16 protein-coding genes are annotated in these 16,823 nt (G+C 54.5%); 9 read left to right on the forward strand and 7 right to left on the reverse strand.

Translation table 11 applies throughout. From position 1 onward, the window contains the following. The first annotated feature begins 16 nt into the window (after positions 1–16). A complete protein-coding gene (hisP, locus tag AC1RKC_RS15415) occupies positions 17–790 on the forward strand; it encodes a histidine ABC transporter ATP-binding protein HisP (RefSeq protein ID WP_020827863.1) in 774 nt (257 codons plus the stop codon). Between the two features lie 41 nt (positions 791–831). On the opposite strand, the gene AC1RKC_RS15420 is transcribed toward hisP, so the two are convergent. The 3 genes from AC1RKC_RS15420 to yfcG form a co-directional block, all read right to left on the reverse strand. Next, positions 832–1,746 (reverse strand): TIGR01777 family oxidoreductase, encoded by a 915-nt coding sequence (locus tag AC1RKC_RS15420; protein ID WP_261139137.1) that lies wholly within the window; start codon positions 1,744–1,746, stop codon positions 832–834. Between the two features lie 28 nt (positions 1,747–1,774). Further along, positions 1,775–2,146 (reverse strand): dihydroneopterin triphosphate 2'-epimerase, encoded by a 372-nt coding sequence (gene folX, locus AC1RKC_RS15425; protein WP_012146035.1) that lies wholly within the window; start codon positions 2,144–2,146, stop codon positions 1,775–1,777. A gap of 104 nt (positions 2,147–2,250) precedes the next feature. Beyond that, on the reverse strand, positions 2,251–2,880 hold the full coding sequence (gene yfcG, locus AC1RKC_RS15430) for a GSH-dependent disulfide bond oxidoreductase (protein WP_020827861.1): 630 nt from the start codon (positions 2,878–2,880) through the stop codon (positions 2,251–2,253). A gap of 259 nt (positions 2,881–3,139) precedes the next feature. Here yfcG and yfcE point away from each other — a divergent pair, with 259 nt between their 5' ends. Further along, the gene (gene yfcE, locus AC1RKC_RS15435; RefSeq protein ID WP_020827860.1) at positions 3,140–3,691 is read left to right on the forward strand and encodes a phosphodiesterase; all 552 of its coding nucleotides are present in this window, start codon (positions 3,140–3,142) and stop codon (positions 3,689–3,691) included. Positions 3,692–3,781: 90 nt separating this feature from the next. Then, positions 3,782–4,339, forward strand: a complete 558-nt coding sequence (yfcD, locus tag AC1RKC_RS15440) for an NUDIX hydrolase YfcD (RefSeq protein WP_020827859.1) — start codon at positions 3,782–3,784, stop codon at positions 4,337–4,339. 66 nt (positions 4,340–4,405) lie between these two features. Here yfcD and pta read toward each other — a convergent pair whose 3' ends face one another. Together pta and ackA are read right to left on the reverse strand one after the other, a co-directional pair. Then, complete coding sequence (pta, locus tag AC1RKC_RS15445; protein WP_041415539.1) at positions 4,406–6,568, reverse strand: phosphate acetyltransferase; 2,163 nt, start codon at positions 6,566–6,568, stop codon at positions 4,406–4,408. Positions 6,569–6,642: 74 nt separating this feature from the next. Then, positions 6,643–7,845: an acetate kinase gene (ackA, locus tag AC1RKC_RS15450; RefSeq protein ID WP_020827857.1), complete on the reverse strand. Its 1,203-nt coding sequence runs from the start codon at positions 7,843–7,845 to the stop codon at positions 6,643–6,645. Between the two features lie 354 nt (positions 7,846–8,199). Here ackA and yfbV point away from each other — a divergent pair, with 354 nt between their 5' ends. The 4 genes from yfbV to AC1RKC_RS15470 all read left to right on the forward strand — a co-directional run bounded on the left by yfbV (position 8,200) and on the right by AC1RKC_RS15470 (position 11,899). Beyond that, positions 8,200–8,655, forward strand: coding sequence for a terminus macrodomain insulation protein YfbV (gene yfbV, locus AC1RKC_RS15455; RefSeq protein WP_493092277.1), 456 nt, complete (start codon positions 8,200–8,202; stop codon positions 8,653–8,655). A gap of 146 nt (positions 8,656–8,801) precedes the next feature. Continuing rightward, on the forward strand, positions 8,802–9,296 hold the full coding sequence (locus AC1RKC_RS15460; RefSeq protein WP_020827855.1) for a YfbU family protein: 495 nt from the start codon (positions 8,802–8,804) through the stop codon (positions 9,294–9,296). A 16-nt stretch (positions 9,297–9,312) separates the two neighbouring features. After that, positions 9,313–9,969 carry a sugar phosphatase gene (locus AC1RKC_RS15465; protein ID WP_046373051.1) on the forward strand — a complete coding sequence of 219 codons (657 nt, stop codon included), beginning with the start codon at positions 9,313–9,315 and terminating at the stop codon, positions 9,967–9,969. 97 nt (positions 9,970–10,066) lie between these two features. Further along, positions 10,067–11,899 carry an SLC13 family permease gene (locus AC1RKC_RS15470; RefSeq protein WP_232103204.1) on the forward strand — a complete coding sequence of 611 codons (1,833 nt, stop codon included), beginning with the start codon at positions 10,067–10,069 and terminating at the stop codon, positions 11,897–11,899. 26 nt (positions 11,900–11,925) lie between these two features. On the opposite strand, the gene yfbR is transcribed toward AC1RKC_RS15470, so the two are convergent. Together yfbR and AC1RKC_RS15480 are read right to left on the reverse strand one after the other, a co-directional pair. Continuing rightward, positions 11,926–12,525 carry a 5'-deoxynucleotidase gene (yfbR, locus tag AC1RKC_RS15475; RefSeq protein ID WP_020827852.1) on the reverse strand — a complete coding sequence of 200 codons (600 nt, stop codon included), beginning with the start codon at positions 12,523–12,525 and terminating at the stop codon, positions 11,926–11,928. A 117-nt stretch (positions 12,526–12,642) separates the two neighbouring features. Next, the gene (locus tag AC1RKC_RS15480; RefSeq protein WP_020827851.1) at positions 12,643–13,857 is read right to left on the reverse strand and encodes a pyridoxal phosphate-dependent aminotransferase; all 1,215 of its coding nucleotides are present in this window, start codon (positions 13,855–13,857) and stop codon (positions 12,643–12,645) included. Between the two features lie 859 nt (positions 13,858–14,716). Between AC1RKC_RS15480 and lrhA the strand changes: the two genes are divergently transcribed. Continuing rightward, positions 14,717–15,658 carry a transcriptional regulator LrhA gene (lrhA, locus tag AC1RKC_RS15485; protein ID WP_041414784.1) on the forward strand — a complete coding sequence of 314 codons (942 nt, stop codon included), beginning with the start codon at positions 14,717–14,719 and terminating at the stop codon, positions 15,656–15,658. Positions 15,659–16,369: 711 nt separating this feature from the next. After that, positions 16,370–16,807 carry an NADH-quinone oxidoreductase subunit A gene (locus AC1RKC_RS15490; protein WP_020827849.1) on the forward strand — a complete coding sequence of 146 codons (438 nt, stop codon included), beginning with the start codon at positions 16,370–16,372 and terminating at the stop codon, positions 16,805–16,807. Positions 16,808–16,823: the final 16 nt, after the last annotated feature.

The raw sequence follows: 16,823 nt of genomic DNA on the forward strand, positions 1-16,823 counted from the left end.
ATGACGGGAACACACTATGTCTGAGAATAAATTAGCCGTCACCGAACTGCATAAGCGCTATGGCGAACACGAAGTGTTGAAAGGCGTATCGCTGGCGGCCAACGCAGGGGATGTGATTAGCATCATCGGTTCTTCCGGGTCCGGTAAAAGCACCTTTTTGCGCTGCATTAATTTCCTGGAAAAGCCGAGTGAAGGATCCATTAGCCTGAACAATGAAGATATCCGCATGGTGCGCGACAAGGACGGGCAGCTTAAGGTGTTCGACAAGAAACAGCTGCAGCTGCTGCGTACCCGCCTGACCATGGTGTTTCAGCACTTCAACCTGTGGAGCCACATGACGGTGCTGGAGAACGTGATGGAAGCGCCAGTGCAGGTACTGGGGTTGAGCAAGACCGAGGCGCGTGAGCGCGCGATACGCTATCTGGATAAGGTCGGCATCGATGAACGTGCCCGCGGCAAATACCCGGTGCACCTGTCCGGCGGGCAGCAGCAGCGCGTGTCGATCGCCCGGGCATTGGCGATGGAGCCGGAAGTTTTGCTGTTTGATGAACCGACGTCGGCGCTGGATCCTGAGCTGGTAGGGGAAGTGCTGCGCATCATGCAAAAGTTGGCGGAAGAGGGGAAAACCATGGTGGTGGTGACGCACGAGATGGAGTTTGCTCGCCACGTGTCCAGCCACGTGATTTTCCTGCACAAAGGGCTGATTGAAGAGCAGGGTCCACCGGCCGAACTGTTTGGCAATCCGAAAAGCCCGCGTTTGCAGCAGTTTCTTTCCGGCGCATTAAAATAATCGATTGTCGGGGCCGGATTTTTCTGGCCCCGATATCTTCCTCAGCGGACTGGGTCCCGCTGATTGATCACATCATCCAGCGCCTGCTCCAGCTCCAGAAAGCGGAAGCTGAAGCCTGCCTCTTCCAGCCGTTTCGGCACCGCACGTTGCCCACCCAAGACCAACACTGCCGCTTCCCCCATCAATAAATGCATGGCGAATGCCGGTACGCGCAAAAATGCCGGTCGATCGAGCACGTTGGCCAACTGAGCGGCAAACTGCTCGTTGTGAACCGGGTAGGGGGCAACCATATTGAAAGGGCCTTGCAGAGTCTGGTGCTCCAGCAAATAGATAATGCCATTGACCATGTCGTCCAGGTGGATCCACGGCAGGTATTGACGGCCACTGCCGATGGGCCCGCCCAGTCCGAAGCGGAACGGCGGCAACATCTTCGCCAGCGCGCCGCCTTTTGCCGCCAGCACTACGCCGGTGCGCAGCAGACAGACGCGGGTGGCATCGCTTTGCGCCTGCAACGCCAACGATTCCCAACGTTGACACAGCTGATGGGTGAACTCGTCATGCGGCGCTTCGTCTTCGGTGACCACCGCCTGGCCCTGATCGCCATAATAACCGGTCGCGGAACCGGAAATCAGCACGCTGGGCGGGTTGCTGCCGGTGTTAATCAATTTCACCAACTGCTCGGTCAGATCCCAACGGCTGTGGCACAGGCGTTCTTTCTGCGCCTTACTCCAGCGCTTGTCGGCGATCGGCTCGCCGGCCAGGTTGATCACGGCGTCAAAGCCATCGAGCGAAGGCTGATCCTGCAACGTTGACCAGTAGCTGACCTGTTCACCGAAGCGCTCACGAGCGCGGGGCACGTTACGGCTCAGCACCGTGACTTGGTGAGAAAGGCCCAACAGCCGCCGCGTCAGGCTGCTCCCTATCAATCCTGTGGCGCCGGTGATCAGGATCCGCATGGTCGATTCTCCCTGAAACAGGTGGTTTTCAGGCCCGGCGATAGCTCATGGTCATCGAAACCGAGTCGGCGTAGCGCAGGGCCAGTAGTTTATCTATCTCTACTTCAGCATAGGTTACCCAGGCATGTTGTTTCACGATATCGAGCACATCCTGAGTTAATTTTTCCAGCAGGGCGAAGCGGTTATCTTCCACATGGCGGATGATGGCTTTGGTGATGGTGCGGTAATTGAGCGCGTCGTCGATATTTTCACTGTCGCGCGCTTTATCCGCCGGGTAGTGGATCACTACGTTAATCAGGATGTCCTGACGATTGTTAATTTCTTCTTCCTTGATACCGATGAAAGTACGCAACCGCAGGTTTTTTATACGAATAATGGCGTCGGGTTGACTGAATGACATCAGAAGATCTCCACAGGTCTGATTATTGCCGCTCAGAATACACGGAAAGTAAGGAAAAGATAACGAGCTAAAGGAAACTCCCCGCGGGTCGGGGAGCGGGAAATTTAGCCCTGTTCGGCCAGCTTGTAGGCGCGTGCGGTAGCGGGACGGTTGCTGATGCGTTCAAACCAGTTGCGTACCGCCGGGTAATCCGCCAGATCGATGCGCTGGCGTGGGTGAGACACCACCCAGGGGTAAGTCGCAATATCAGCGATGCTGTAGTTGTCGCCGCCCAGGTACGGGTGTTTTTGCAGCTCGGCTTCCAACACGGCATACAAACGCTTGGTTTCCAGATGGTAGCGTTCGATGGCGTAGGGCACCGGCTGCGGCGCGTAATGGTTAAAGTGATGGTTTTGCCCGAGCATCGGCCCAAAGCCCGCGACTTGCCAGAACAACCACTGTAGCGTAGCAGCACGCTCGCGCAGACCTTTGCTCAGCAATTTGCCGGTTTTCTCCGCCAGATACAGCAGGATTTCGCCGGATTCGAACAGGCTGATCGGCGCACCGCCATCAACCGGCTGCTGGTCGACGATGGCCGGAATTTTGTTGTTGGGTGAAATGCTCAGAAAATCTGGCTTGAACTGGTCGCCGGCGCTGATATTTACGCGATGGATACGGTAGGGTAAGCCAACCTCCTCCAGAAACAGGGTAATTTTGTGACCATTGGGAGTAGGCGCGTAATACAGGTCAATCATGTTGCCTCCTGCGGTAAGGTGATCTGTAAGTCATTACACGTTGTTGCGGTCTTCGCCGCGCACAAAGGTATATCAGAGATCTTTCTATAGGGTTACCAACAATAGCAGCTAAGAATAGCAGGCTATGTGAGATTCGTCTGATGCTATCTCTACAACATGCATCACAATTCCGGGTCTTCAGGAATCGCTTCCTCGGCAGCCTTGCCGTCGCTGGCCACTGCGATAAAATAGCCGTTATTTCCCTGCCAAAGGAAAGGTTATGAAGCTGATATTCGCCTCCGATATACACGGTTCGCTACCCGCCACCGAGAGCGTGCTGGAACGTTTTGAGCAAAGCGGTGCCGACTGGCTGATCCTGCTGGGTGATTTGCTGAATCACGGTCCGCGAAATGCGCTGCCAGCGGGCTATCAACCGGCGCAGGTTGCTGAACAATTGAATCGCTATAGCGACAAGATCATCGCCGTTCGCGGCAACTGTGACAGTGAAGTTGATCAGATGTTATTGTCATTTCCCATCACCGCGTCTTGGCAGCAGGTGCTATTGCAAAAAAGACGATTGTTTTTAACCCACGGACACCTTTATCATCCTTCCGCACTGCCGCCGTTATCTGCCGGTGATGTGCTGGTCTACGGGCACAGCCATTTACCGCAGGCGGAACGGCAGGGCGAAATTTACTGCTTTAATCCAGGGTCGGTCAGCATTCCGAAAGGGGGCTTTCCCGCCAGCTATGGCATACTGGAGGACGGAATTTTAAGTGTGGTCACTTTGGACGGCGGCAAGGCTGTTGCAGAGGTGGCATTAACGCACTAATTTATACACACACAATAAAAATCTTTGAAAAACACTCATTGATTAACCAGTGCGCGGGATGCATCGCGCCAAAATAGAAGGTTTTAGAGGATGGCGGAACAGGGTCAGGCTGCAGATACCGAGTGGGTTGATATCGTCAACGAGCAAAATGAAGTGATTGCTCAATCCAGTCGCCAACAGATGCGTGCTCAACGGCTGCGTCATCGTGCTACCTATATTGTGGTGCATGATGGAATGGGAAAAATTCTGGTGCAGCGTCGCACCGACATTAAAGATTTCTATCCGGGTTGGCTGGACGCCACTGCCGGTGGCGTAGTGCAAAGCGGGGAGAACGTGCTGGACTCCGCTCGCCGCGAGGCGGAAGAGGAACTGGGCATTGCCGGCGTGCCTTTTGCCGAGCACGGGCTGTTCTACTTTGAAGAAGAGCAGTGCCGGGTGTGGGGGGCGCTGTTCAGCTGTGTCTCGCATGGCCCCTTTGCACTGCAGGAAGAAGAAGTGGTTGAGGTTAGCTGGCTGACGCCGGAAGAAATCACCGCCCGCTGCGACGAATTCACGCCGGACTCGTTAAAAGCGCTGTCGCTATGGCTGACGCGCAACAACGAACAGGCCTATGGCAAGCCATTGCGCGATAGCGATGAAAATGCCTGATGCGTTCGCGCAAATAAAAAAACCGGTCAATTGACCGGTTTTTTTTATCTGATAATTCGGGGATTATCAGGCTTTGACTGCTGCTGCATCAGCCTGGGAAGACTGAATGGCGGTCAGGGCGACGGTATAAACGATGTCGTCTACCAGTGCGCCACGTGACAGGTCGTTCACCGGCTTGCGCATGCCTTGCAGCATTGGCCCGATGGACACCAGGTCAGCAGAACGCTGTACCGCTTTGTAGGTGGTGTTACCGGTGTTCAGGTCTGGGAAGATGAACACGGTAGCCTGGCCTGCAACCGGAGAGTTTGGCGCTTTGGACTTGGCGACGTCGGCCATGATGGCGGCGTCGTACTGCAGTGGGCCGTCGATGATCAGGTCAGGACGTTTTTCCTGCGCCAGACGGGTCGCTTCACGCACTTTCTCAACGTCGCTACCCGCGCCGGAATTGCCGGTGGAGTAGGAAATCATGGCAACGCGTGGTTCGATACCGAAGGCCGCAGCGGAGTCTGCCGACTGGATCGCGATTTCAGACAGCTGTTCAGCGGTTGGGTCCGGGTTGATCGCACAGTCGCCGTATACCAGAACCTGGTCAGGCAGCAGCATGAAGAACACGGAGGACACCAGCGAGCTGCCCGGTGCCGTTTTGATCAGCTGCAGCGGTGGACGGATGGTGTTGGCGGTGGTGTGAACTGCGCCTGAAACCAGGCCGTCGACTTCGCCTTTCTCCAGCATCAGGGTGCCGAGAACCACGTTATCTTCCAGTTGCTCGCGGGCAACCACTTCGGTCATGCCCTTGCTCTTACGCAGCTCAACCAGACGTGGAACGTACTGCTCGCGCACGGCGACCGGATCAACAATCTCGATGCCTTTGCCGAGCTCAACGCCCTGCGCAGCGGCAACGCGCTGGATCTCTTCCGGGTTACCCAACAGCACGCACTCAGCGATACCACGCTCGGCGCAGATAGCCGCCGCTTTCACGGTACGCGGCTCGTCGCCTTCCGGCAGCACGATGCGTTTGCCGGCTTTACGCGCCAGCTCGGTCAGCTCATAGCGGAACGCCGGTGGAGACAGGCGACGCGAACGCTCGGAGGTCGCAGTCAGTGACTCGATCCATTCGGCGTTGATGTGGCTGGCCACGTAGTTCTGCACTTTCTCGATGCGCTGGTGGTCATCCGCCGGCACTTCGAGGTTGAAGCTTTGCAGGCTCAGCGAGGTCTGCCAGGTGTTGGTTTCGACCATAAAGACCGGCAGACCGGTTTGGAACGCACGTTCACACAGCTTTCTGATTGGCTCGTCGATAGCGTAGCCGCCGGTCAGCAGCACTGCGCCGATTTCCACGCCGTTCATCGCGGCCAGACAGGCAGAAACCAGCACGTCAGGACGGTCTGCCGAGGTGACCAGCAGTGAACCCGGACGGAAGTGTTCCAGCATGTGCGGAATGCTGCGCGCGCAGAAGGTTACAGACTTCACGCGACGGGTCATGATGTCGCCTTCATTGACCACGGTGGCCTTCAGGTGACGGGCCATGTCGATAGCCCGGGTCGCGATCAGGTCGAAGCTCCACGGCACGCAGCCCAGCACTGGCAGCGGGCTGTTGGCGAACAGTTGCGCCGGGTCAACGTTGGTTACGCTGGCCTTGGTGGAGTCGTCGAAGATCTCGGACAGGTCAGGACGGGTGCGTCCCTGCTCGTCAACCGGGGCGTTCAGCTTGTTGATGATCACGCCGGTGATGTTTTTGTTCTTGCTGCCGCCGAAGCTGCTGCGAGCCAGCTCGATGCGCTCTTTCAACTGAGCCGGGGAATCATTGCCCAGTGCCAGTACAAAAACGATTTCCGCATTCAGGGTCTTGGCGATTTCATAGTTGAGCGCGTTGGCGAACTGGTGTTTACGGGTCGGCACCAGGCCTTCGATCAGCACCACTTCCGCGTCTTTGGTGTTCTCGTGATAGCGCGCCACGATCTCTTCCATCAGCACGTCTTGCTGGTTGGAGCTCAGCAGGCCTTCAACGTAGCTCATGCGCAGCGGCTCGGCCGCCGTGATGGTGGAGTTGCTGCTGCGGATGATGGTGGTGGTCTGGTCGAGCGAGTCGCCGCCGGTGCGTGGTTGAGCGATAGGTTTGAACACGCTCAGGCTAACGCCTTTTTGCTCCATGGAGCGGATGACACCCAGGCTGACGCTGGTCAGGCCGACGCTGGTGCCGGTGGGGATCAACATAATTGTACGTGACACAGAATAGTCCTCTTCACGAATTAACATGAGGCTAAAACAGCACCGTCAGCCTGGGCTGACGGTGTCGGAGAGCGTTACGCGGTCAGACGGGATGCGTCTTGCGCGATGACCAACTCTTCGTTGGTCGGGATAACCAGCGCCAGGCGGCTGCCGTCTTTGGTGATGGCGCCGGATTTACCGAAGCGAGCGGCCATGTTGCGTTCGTGGTCAATCTCGAAGCCCAGCAGGCCCAGTTTGTCCAGGGTCAGCTCACGCACCATACCGGCGTTTTCGCCGATGCCGCCGGTGAAGATCACCGCGTCCAGACGGCCGTCCATCAGTGCGCTGTAAGCGCCGATGTACTTGGCCAGACGGTGGCAGAATACGTCCATAGCGCGTTTTGCATCGGCTTTGGTTGCGTAGTTGTCTTCAACGTAACGGCAGTCGCTGGTGACTTCGGTCAGGCCTAGCAGGCCGGATTCTTTGGTCAGCATTTTGTTGATTTGATCAACGCTCATGCCCAGAGAGTCGTGCAGGTGGAAGATGATCGCCGGATCGATGTCACCGCTGCGGGTGCCCATGACCAGGCCTTCCAGCGGGGTCAGACCCATAGAAGTGTCAACGCATTTGCCGTTGCGCACTGCGGTTACGGAACCGCCATTGCCCAGGTGGCAGGTGATCAGGTTAACTTCTTCAACCGGCTTGTTCAGCACTTTCGCAGCTTCTTGAGTTACGTAGAAGTGGCTGGTGCCGTGTGCGCCATAGCGACGAACGCTGTGGTCGCGGTACAGGCTGTACGGCAGGGCGTACAGGTAGGATTCTTCCGGCATGGTCTGGTGGAACGCGGTGTCGAACACGGCAACGTTTTTATCCGCCAGTTTAGGGAAGGATTTCAATGCCTCAGCGATACCGATCAGGTGCGCTGGGTTATGCAGTGGTGCAAATGGCACCGAATCTTTGATACCCTGCAAGACTTCGTCATTGATTACGGCAGAAGAAGTGAACTTCTCGCCGCCGTGCACAATGCGGTGACCGATAGCGGTCAGCTGTGCAGAAAGCTCCGGTTTTTGTGCCAGAATAGTATTAACAATGTAGTTCAGTGCTTCGCTGTGCGCAGCGCCGGCACCCAGAGCCGCTTCGTGTTTGGCGCCGTCCATCTTCCACTTGAGGCGAGCCTCAGGCAGGTGGAAACATTCGGCCAGGCCGGAGAGGTGTTCTTCACCGTTGACAGCATCGATGATAGCGAACTTCAGGGAAGAACTGCCGCAGTTCAGGACCAGTACTAGCTTACTCGACATGGAAGTACCTACTTAAATAGTTCGTGTTGTTAAAGGAAATACCAAAACACGTGGTGAATTAATCGTCAATCAGACAACAAGCGTAGCGCATAATGCCGTTGACATTTATGATTAACATCATGTGAATTGCACAAACCACATGACGATGAAAAAACCGATGATTTCTCTGCGGTTTAAATAATCTTGATTTTTATAGGGCTAAAAGTTGACAGAATTATTGTCATCTTCTACCGGCCAAAAGGCCGGCCTAGGATACCGATAGCCCGAGGCAAACACAAAATAAATTTAAAGCTTCAAATTTTTTAGTATGTGTTGGCCGTGCCCTTATTTTTCTTTGTGACGTTGAGGTACGCGATGACGAGCAAACCGTCCGGTTCCGTAAGCTGGTTTCAGGTCTTCCAGCGCGGGCAGCATTACATGAAAACCTGGCCGTCAGACAAACGTCTGGCTCCGGTCTTTCCGGAGAATCGCGTTGCGAGTGCCACCCGTTTTGCCGTCCGCTTTATGCCGCCGCTGGCGGTGTTTACCCTGACCTGGCAGATTGCCCTGGGGGGCCAACTGGGCCCGGCGATCGCCACCGCACTGTTTGCCTGCAGCATGCCGATGCAGGGTCTGTGGTGGTTGGGCCGCCGTTCGGTTACCCCGTTGCCGCCCACGCTGCTGCAGTGGTTCCATGAGGTACGCAACAAGCTGACGGAAGCCGGTCAGGCCGTCGCGCCGGTAGAACGCACGCCAACCTACCAGTCGCTGGCAGACCTGCTGAAGCGCGCCTTCAAGCAGCTGGATAAAACCTTCCTGGATGATCTTTAACACTAAAAATGGCCGTATTGCCGGCGGCCATTTTAGCGTTCTGGCCAATAACCCCCGTTCAAATCAAAGAACCGGCGAGTTGTGATTTCCTGTGATATTGCGCTGTGCGATGCTTTCGCCATGAGTAATTTATCGAGGAAATTATAATGGAAATGACCCACGCCCAACGCCTGATCCTGTCGAACCAATACAAGATGATGACCCTGCTGGACCCGGATAACGCCGAACGTTACCGTCGCTTGCAGACCATTATCGAACGCGGTTTTGGCCTGCAGATGCGCGAGCTGGATCGCGACTTCGGCGAAATGAGCGAAGACGTGTGCCGCACCATTATCAACGTGATGGAAATGCACCACGCGCTGCAGGTTTCCTGGGACAATCTGAAAGACAAACAAGGTATTGAAGCCCGCCGCCTGGCGTTTCTCGGCTTTGACGCCGCGACCGAGGCGCGCCATCTGAGCTACGTGCGTTTCCTGGTTAACACCGAGGGGCGCTATACTCATTTCGATTCCGGCAGCCACGGCTTCAACGCCCAAACCAAAATGTGGGAAAAGTACCAGCGTATGCTGGCTATCTGGCTGTCATGTCCACGCCAGTATCACTTGAGCGCCGTTGAGATAGCGCAAATTATCAATGCCTGATTAAAAGAGGTTTCCTGTGGAGTGTAAGGGTTTTCTGTTCGATCTTGATGGGACGTTGGTGGATTCATTGCCTGCAGTAGAGCGCGCCTGGGTTAACTGGGCCAAACGCCGCGGCGTTGATCCGCAGGACGTGCTGGATTTTATTCACGGTAAACAGGCCATTACCTCGTTGCGTCATTTTATGCCGGGTGAAAGCGAGGCGGCGATCCAGCAGGAGTTTCTGCTGCTGGAACAGGTGGAAGCGCAGGACACCGAGGGCGTTACCGCACTGCCCGGCGCCGCTGCCTTGCTGGCACGCTTGAATCAACTCGACATCCCCTGGGCGATCGTCACTTCCGGCTCGATCCCGGTAGCTACCGCTCGGCGGAACGCCGGTGGCCTACCACAGCCGGAGGTTTTCATTACTGCCGAGCAGGTGAAAAAGGGCAAGCCGCAGCCGGATGCGTACCTGCTGGGGGCTGAGCGCCTGGGGTTGGCACCGCAAGATTGTGTGGTGGTGGAAGACGCCGCTGCCGGCATTCTGTCCGGGTTGGCCGCAGGCTGCCAGGTGATTGCCGTCAATGCTCCAGCCGATGCGCCAAAGTTGGATCAGGTCGATCTGCTGCTGTCATCGCTTGAGCAGATCGCCGTGAGCAAAACGGAGCAGGGCGCCGCGATTAACCTGGTGGCGTAACGCGTTATCTTCACCCAAATTGATTAGACCCCGCACCCGCGGGGTTTTTTTATGCTAATTTTTAAGCCCTTGGATATCTCTGCCGGGTGAGGCCGTTTTGAACAGCGAATTACTGTGGGTGCTGAGTTTACTGTTGATTGCCATTGTGTTGTTTACCACCAATAAACTGCGTATGGACGTAGTGGCGTTGCTGGTGATCATCGCCTTTGTGCTGAGCGGTACCCTGACCCTGCCGGAGGCCACGGTCGGGTTCAGCGACCCCAACGTGATCCTGATTGCTGCGCTGTTCGTGATTGGTGAAGGGCTGGTGCGTACCGGGGTGGCTTATCAGGTGGGAGACTGGCTGGTGAAGGTCGCCGGCAGTAGCGAAACCAAAATGCTGATGTTGCTGATGGTCACCGTCGCCGGCCTGGGGGCATTCATGAGCTCGACCGGCGTGGTGGCAATTTTTATCCCGGTAGTGCTCAGCGTGGCGGTGCGAATGAAAATTGCCCCGGGAAGGTTGATGATGCCGCTGAGCTTTGCCGGCCTGATCAGCGGCATGATGACCCTGGTGGCGACCCCGCCGAACATGGTGGTAAACAGCGAGCTGGTGCGCGAAGGCATCAGCGGTTTTGGCTTCTTCGGTGTGACGCCGGTAGGTCTGGCGGTGCTGGTGTTGGGCGTGGGCTATATGCTGGTGGCTCGCCGTTGGCTGGGTAATGAAGACGGCGATAAGGCGCGCGAAACCTGGCAGCGACGCACCTTCCGCGATCTGATCCGTGACTACAAGCTGACCGGCCGGGCGCGTCGGCTGGCGCTGCGCAGCGGTTCGCCGCTGGTGGGACATTCCCTTGACGAGCTGCACCTGCGTGCTCGCTACGGCGCCAATGTGGTGGGCATTGAACGTTGGAAGCGCTTTCGGCGGGTAATGGTCAGCGCATCCGGCAGCACCGAGCTGCGCGAAGGCGATGTGCTGCTGCTCGACATGTCGGACAGCCAGGTCGATTTACGGGAATTTTGCAGTGAGCAGCAACTGGAACCTATGGTTCTGCGCGGCGACTATTTTTCCGAGCAGTCGCGCAACGTCGGTATGGCGGAAGTGTCGTTGATTCCTGACTCGACGCTGTTGGGCAAAAGCCTGCGCGAATCCGCCTTTCGCAGCCGTTACGATCTGAACGTGGTGGGGATCCGCCGTAATGGCGAAACCCTGGCGGGCAAGCTGGTGGATGAGCCCCTGGCGTTGGGTGACATTCTGTTGGTGATTGGCGACTGGAAGGCAATTCGCCAGCTGCAGGCGAAAACCCACGATTTTATCGTGCTCAATCTGCCCGCCGAGGTCGACGAGGTTGCACCAGCCATCACCCAGGCGCCGCACGCATTATTCTGTCTGGCATTGATGGTGGCGATGATGCTGACCGACGAGATCCCCAATCCGATCGCCGCATTGATTGCCTGCCTGCTGATGGGTAAGTTCCGCTGTATCGACATGGAAAGTGCCTACAAATCGATCCACTGGCCGAGCATTATTTTGATTGTCGGCATGATGCCTTTTGCTCAGGCATTGCAGAAGACTGGCGGGGTGGATTTGATCGTACGCGGGTTAATGGACGTTGCCGGTGGTGCCGGGCCAAGGGTGATGCTGGTGTGCCTGTTTGTTCTGTGCGCCACTATTGGGCTGTTTATCTCCAATACGGCAACCGCGGTGTTGATGGCGCCAATCGCCATTGCCGCCGCCCGCGAAATGGGGGTGTCACCGTACCCGTTTGCCATGATTATCGCCATTGCCGCTTCGGCGGCCTTTATGACGCCGGTTTCTTCACCGGTGAACACGTTAGTGTTGGGGCCAGGGAACTATAAGTTCGGTGATTTTGTGCGTATGGGCGTGCCGTTCACGCTGTTGGTGATGCTGGTTAGCGTGATTATCGTGCCCTGGCTTTATGCTTTTTAACGGCGCAGCGTGCTGCGCCATAAGATTTACAGGGAGGAGTCGAGGCTGATTTCGTCCAGCGACAGGCTGAAGCTGGGAATAAACACGTTCATGAAATAGTCCATTTCCGGGCTGCTGCGCTGCTGCAAGGTCTTGTCCAATCGCGCCTTCGCCAGCTTGAATTCGTTATTGCCGGCAGACAGCTCCTCCAGACACTTCAGGTAGGCGCATAGCGCATCGGCCTGCTTCACCACCAACTTTTCGTCTTCGGTGTAATAGTGCTCGTCGAGAATCGAGCGGAAATCGTTGCGCAATTCGGCCGGGATCATATCCAGCAGTTTCTGCTGGGCGATCTTTTCGATCTTCTTGTACTCGTGGGCGATCTGCGGATTGTAGTATTTGATCGGCGTCGGCATATCGCCGGTGATCACTTCACTGGCATCGTGGTACATCGCCAGCAGGGCGACACGCTCGGCACTCAGGTTGCCATTGAACTTCCGGTTCTTGATCACCGCCAGCGCATGGGCGACAAATGCCACCTGCAGGCTGTGCTCGGAAACGTTCTCGGTACGTACATTGCGCATCAGCGGCCAGCGGTTAATCAGTTTCAAACGTGACAGATGGGCAAAAAAGTGGCTCTGGCTCATGGTGCTCTCTTATACAACGGCAAGTGAGGGTTCCATTGTGAGCAGTGATGGCGGGTTATGCAACTCAGGCAGTGCGGTGATGGGGGAGAAGGGCGCAGCAGGCTGCGCCCATCATGACTATTGACGATAGCCTTCCAGGAAGCGGCCCAGTTTGCCGACCGCCATTTCCAGTTCATCTACGCGCGGCAGCGTAACGATGCGCACATGATCCGGGTACGGCCAGTTGAAGGCGCTGCCCTGCACCAGCAGCACTTTTTCCTGCAGCAGCAGATCCAGCACCAATTTCTGATCGTCGTGAATATTAAAACGTTTGGCATCGATGCGTGGGAACATATACAGCGCGCCCTGAGGTTTCACGCAGGAAACCCCTGGGATTTCGTTCAACAGTTCCCAGGTGCGATTACGCTGTTCATACAGACGGCCGCCGGGTTGAATAAATTCGCTGATGCTTTGGTAACCGCCCAGTGCGGTTTGAATAGCGTGCTGCATCGGTACGTTAGCGCACAGACGCATCGACGCCAGCATTTCCAGGCCTTCGATATAGCCTTTGGCGTGTTTTTTCGGCCCGTTCAGCACCATCCAACCCTGACGGAAACCCGCCACACGGTAAGTTTTGGACAATCCGTTAAAGGTGACGGTCAGCAGGTCCGGTGCCAGCGCGGCGATCGAATGGTGTTCGGCTTCGTCATACAGAATTTTGTCGTAAATCTCATCGGAGAAGATGATCAGGTTGTGCTGACGGGCGATCTCGACGATCTGCTCCAGCAAGGCCTTGCTGTACACCGCACCGGTGGGGTTGTTCGGGTTGATGATCACGATGCCGCGGGTGCGAGGAGTGATCTTGCTGATGATGTCATCCAGATCCGGGAACCAGCCGGCTTGCTCATCGCACAGATAATGCACGGCTTTACCGCCGGACAGCGAAACTGCTGCGGTCCACAGTGGGTAATCCGGCGCCGGCACCAGCATTTCGTCACCGCTATTGAGCAACGCCTGCATGGATTGCACGATCAGCTCGGAAACCCCGTTGCCAATGTAGATATCCTCAACGGTCACGTCGCGTATGTTGCGGGCCTGGTAGTGCTGCATGATCGCTTTGCGCGCCGAGAAGAGCCCTTTGGAATCAGAATAGCCTTGCGCCGTGGGCAAATTGCGGATCACGTCGACCAGGATTTCATCAGGAGCATCGAAACCGAAAGGGGCAGGGTTGCCAATATTCAGTTTAAGGACTTTGTTGCCTTCTTCTTCAAGACGTTTAGCTTCTTTGAGCACCGGGCCACGAATGTCATAGCAGACGTTGTCCAGTTTGCTGGATTTCTCAATGGGGGACATAAAAAGTTGAGCCTTTTGCTGGGATGGGGGCGTTCCTACCGTGGAACACCGCAACCTGCCCAATGTACTCCTGGCGCGGGCGCTTTTGAAGGGCCATGCACGCCTTTGGTGCAAACGCAGGGGGGAACGCAGGAACCCAAGTGAGATAAGCAATGTTAAAGTGTTTTTGTGGTTTTTAATATTGCTATTTTTTATTTATTTGGTTTTTTGTTCTGCTTGTCGGGTGGCGTACAGTCATAATTACCCACACTCACGCCGTGTGAGAAAGGAAACTTGGAAAACTGTTAAGCGGTGCCAGAGATTAAAGAAGTTAAAATGTAAAGAAATGATAATGCCGGAGTAGTCTGATAGCGGGATGGCAATCGGCGATCCACACTGAAAGACAACAATGAATTACATTAGCCATATTTCAGTTTCTATCTTAAGCAGCGTTTAAGTAGTTATTAGAGATTTATTCACGCATAAAATGTTACTGGTTGAATTTATTAAAGTCGTGAAAAAATGAACCGAACGTTACGCTGCGAGCTACTTACTTTTCAGTATATAAAATGACGCTGAGGCCAGTCTGGATGCGGGGGTTGTGCAGCACGATTGGTGTGGAAATCTCACGCGTTGAATGAGTAAAATATTTAGCCCGGTCAAAATCAAACACTTTCACCACTTATAAAGTACGGCATTCGATAAGCATTTACGATAGATCACATTTTAAAAGGCGATAGAGGTAACGAAATAAAAGTAATTTTTTTGCCCTCCACTAATGAGTGGGGTACTGTCATGTCTGACATCGCCCTTTAAACGATGTCTTAGAAACACACCAGGGTAGTTTGTAAATTAGAATTCAAAAAGTGAAGAAAACACTATGACAACTGCAAATCGTCCGATACTCAATCTCGACCTCGATCTGCTAAGAACCTTTGTAGCTGTTGCTGATTTGAATACCTTTGCGGCGGCGGCAGTCGCCGTTTGTCGTACTCAATCAGCCGTCAGCCAACAAATGCAGCGGTTAGAGCAGCTGGTTGGCAAAGAGTTGTTTGCCCGTCATGGGCGCAACAAATTACTGACCGAACACGGTATTCAGCTTCTCGGTTACGCCAGGAAAATCCTGCGTTTCAACGACGAAGCTTGTACTTCATTGATGTATAACAATATAAAGGGTGTTCTGACTATTGGCGCTTCCGACGATACCGCCGATACCATCCTGCCTTTCCTGCTAAACCGCGTCACGTCGGTGTATCCAAAACTGGCGATTGACGTTCGGGTAAAGCCGAGCTCGTTCATGATCGACATGTTGGAAAACGGTGAAGTTGATCTGGCGATTACCACTCTAGCGGCAGCGACAGCCGATCGTCCGCACATTGTGCTGCGTACTTCGCCAACCCTGTGGTATTGCGCGGCGGATTACTATTTCCAGGCCGGTGAGCCGATCCCGTTGGTGGTGATGGACGATCCAAGTCCGTTCCGCGCGATGGCGATCAAACACCTGGACGACGCTGGGATCCCATGGCGGATCGCCTATGTGGCTTCGACGCTTTCCGCCGTTCGCGCTGCCTGCAAGGCCGGTCTGGGTATTACCGTTCGTCCTATCGAAATGATGAGTCCGGATCTGCGAGTGCTTGGCACAGCGGAAGGGTTGCCAGCACTTCCTGATACTCAATATAGCCTGTGCAAAGACTCCCAGTGCGGTAACGAGCTGGCTATGGCGATTTTCAGCGCTATGCAGAATGGCAATGACAACTACAGCTTCAACGGACCTGGGGCATCGTTGCAAGATGATGCTTGTTTGGTTGATGATGAAGAATAACGCCGAAACGCGTTAAAACGGGATGATAAAACCTCTGCTTCGGCGGAGGTTTTTTTTGGCCAAAATTCGGTAAAAGTTTTATTTATGTCGAGTTCGTTTGATTCAGATATCGAAGTGGGTATTTATTTGAGTTTTGCTGGGTAATGAGAACGGTTATCAGACGAAAAAAATGACTTTCGCTGTTTTTTTGAACGATTAATTTCGCTGCTAAAGACCTGGAATAAATAGGGTTATTTTGATAGCGTGTCACGGCAATTTTTACCGCCAGAATTGACAAAATTTATTAAAGGGCCACACTTTTTTTGAGGTTTTATGCTGAAAACGTGTCCTGGATCAAAAAAATACCCCTAGGTAGTGAGTGGAAGAACAGGAGATTCCTGAGACAATGGTATAGTAAAACTGAAATGTGCATGTTGGTTTATATCTATCTGTTTCTACACGGCAATTAACTGACACGATTTAGCCTAAGCCAGGCGCATCAAATGTTAATTAAATGATACGTATGTAAACTAGTGTGTAGATACTTTTGTCAAAGTTGACAAAAGGTTATAGAAAGGAGTAAAAAGCCCACAGTAAAACGCTGCCTAACTCGCTGTAAAAGCAGTTTGTTTGTGTGGTTTATTTATCCTTCCCTTAAATCGATGTGGTGCACTAACTGCCAGATACAAGAGCAGAGCGATCGACGCCACTTTTGATGAGTAAGCATAGAGTATGTCAACAACCACTGAAGTTATCGCTCATCACTGGGCGTTCGCCGTATTTTTTGTCGTGGCTATCGGGCTTTGCGGTTTAATGCTGCTGGGCGCGTTCTTCCTGGGTGGGAGAGCCCGTGCGCGTGCCAAACATACCCCGTTTGAATCAGGCATCGACTCTGTCGGCACGGCGCGTATGCGTCTGTCCGCCAAGTTCTACCTGGTCGCCATGTTCTTCGTTATTTTCGATGTTGAAGCCTTGTACCTGTACGCCTGGTCGGTCTCCATTCGCGAGAGCGGTTGGGTTGGCTTCATCGAAGCCGCCATTTTCATTTTGGTGCTATTGGCCGGTCTGTTTTATCTGGTGCGTATCGGCGCATTGGACTGGACACCGTCGCGTTCCAAACGTCTGAGTAAACCAGGCACGATCACTAACACCAACAGTCATCCGCAGTAGTCGGTAAAAAACGAGG

The sequence above is a fragment of the Serratia sp. GW822-FHT06E05 genome (assembly GCF_058799445.1).